The 1,477-nt window shown below is 65.6% G+C and carries 2 protein-coding genes and 1 pseudogene; all 3 read right to left on the reverse strand.

What is annotated here, in order from left to right; all coding sequences use genetic code 11:
* Window positions 1-464: ATP-binding cassette domain-containing protein (locus tag AC097L_RS24075; protein ID WP_479589252.1), on the reverse strand; the 464-nt coding region annotated here is incomplete at its 3' end.
* Entirely contained in the window at window positions 461-1,333 is an 873-nt protein-coding gene (locus AC097L_RS24080; protein ID WP_479589253.1) for a class II glutamine amidotransferase, read from the reverse strand. The genes AC097L_RS24075 and AC097L_RS24080, both read right to left, overlap by 4 nt.
* A gap of 75 nt (window positions 1,334-1,408) precedes the next feature.
* Window positions 1,409-1,477 (reverse strand): annotated as a pseudogene (gene dcd / locus AC097L_RS24085) (dCTP deaminase); the annotation flags it as partial.

The following is a 1,477-nucleotide window of genomic DNA, read 5'->3' on the forward strand; positions in this document are numbered from 1 at the left end:
ATACGCACCAGCTCCAGCATGCGCAGGGCCTCGGCCAGGGCGGCGGCACGGCCCAGCCGCTGGTGCAGACGGATGGATTCGGCAATCTGCTCGCCCACGGGAAACACCGGGTTCAGCGAAGTCATGGGCTCCTGGAACACCATGGCCATTTCGGCCCCGCGGATGCCGCGCATAGTGGCCGGGCTGGCCTGGGCCAGGTCCAGGCGGCTGCCGTCGCGCCGGTGGAACTGCATACTGCCGCTGGTGATGCGCCCGCCACCGTTTTCCACCAGCCGCATCAGCGCCAGGGACGATACCGACTTGCCCGAGCCCGACTCGCCCACGATGGCCAGCGTTTCGCCCGCGTTGACGTGGAACGACAGGTCGCGCACGGCATCTACCACGCGCTCCTTGGTTTCAAACCGCACGCTCAAGTGCTGCACATCCAGCACCCGGCGACCGCCCGCCCCTGCGGCAGCACTCACGCGGGTGCCCCTAAGCTGGCGCGCACGGCGACGGGTTGGACCCGTACCGCCCGGGCCGTTTTGACGGGCTTGGCGGGCTTAGGCGGCAGGCTGGTACTGCTCCAGACCTGGGCACCTTCGACAAACACCTTGAGCTCGCCCGGGGCAAAGCTGTCCCAAGGCTCGTCGGCGGTGAGGGGCTCGGTGGCGACCAGCACCATGCGGTCGCTTTCGCTGTTGGCCTGGCGCAAATCGAGCGTCATGTCGCAGTCGATCAGCCGGGCGGTCTGGAACGGGTGCTGGCGCGATACCCAGCTGAGCTTGGTGGAGCAATGCGCGTACATGGCCTCGCCATTGGACAGTAGGAAGTTGAAGGTGCCGTGGCTGGCGATGCGGCGCGACAGCTCGGCCAGCACCGGGGCCACCTGTTTCCAGCTGGGCGGGCAGGCCCCTTTGAACGCGCTACGCAGCTCTTGCAGCATCCAGCAAAAGGCTTTTTCGCTGTCGGTGGTGCCCACCGGCAGGTAGTTGCCGCGCAGGTTGGGGTGGTAGTTTTTGAGGTCGCCGTTGTGGCAGAACACCCAGTGCTGGCCCAGCCATTCGCGCTGGAACGGGTGGCAGTTGGACAAAGTCACCGCGCCCTGGGTGGCTTTGCGGATGTGCGCCAGCACCGACTTGGACTTGATCGGGTAGCTGCGCACAAAGTCGGCCAGGGCCGAGTCGCTGGCGCGGCCATCGTCGATGAACACCCGGCAGCCGGTGCGCTCGTGGAAGGCAATGCCCCAGCCGTCGGCATGCTCACCGGTCTGCCCACCGCGGGCCGAAAAACCGGCAAACGAGAAGTTGATGCTGGCGCTACTGTTGCAGTTCATGGCGAGCATTTGGCACATGGTATTTCCTTGGAGTCGCCCTGCGCAGTTGCAAGAATCAGGCCTTTGCGGCTGTTATCCCGGCTGATACCTGGTTTAGGCTCGGGGCAAAGTCACGCCCACCTGGCCCTGGTATTTGCCGCCACGGTCTTTGTAGCTGACCTC

The sequence above is a fragment of the Rhodoferax sp. RT5P35 genome (assembly GCF_056521385.1).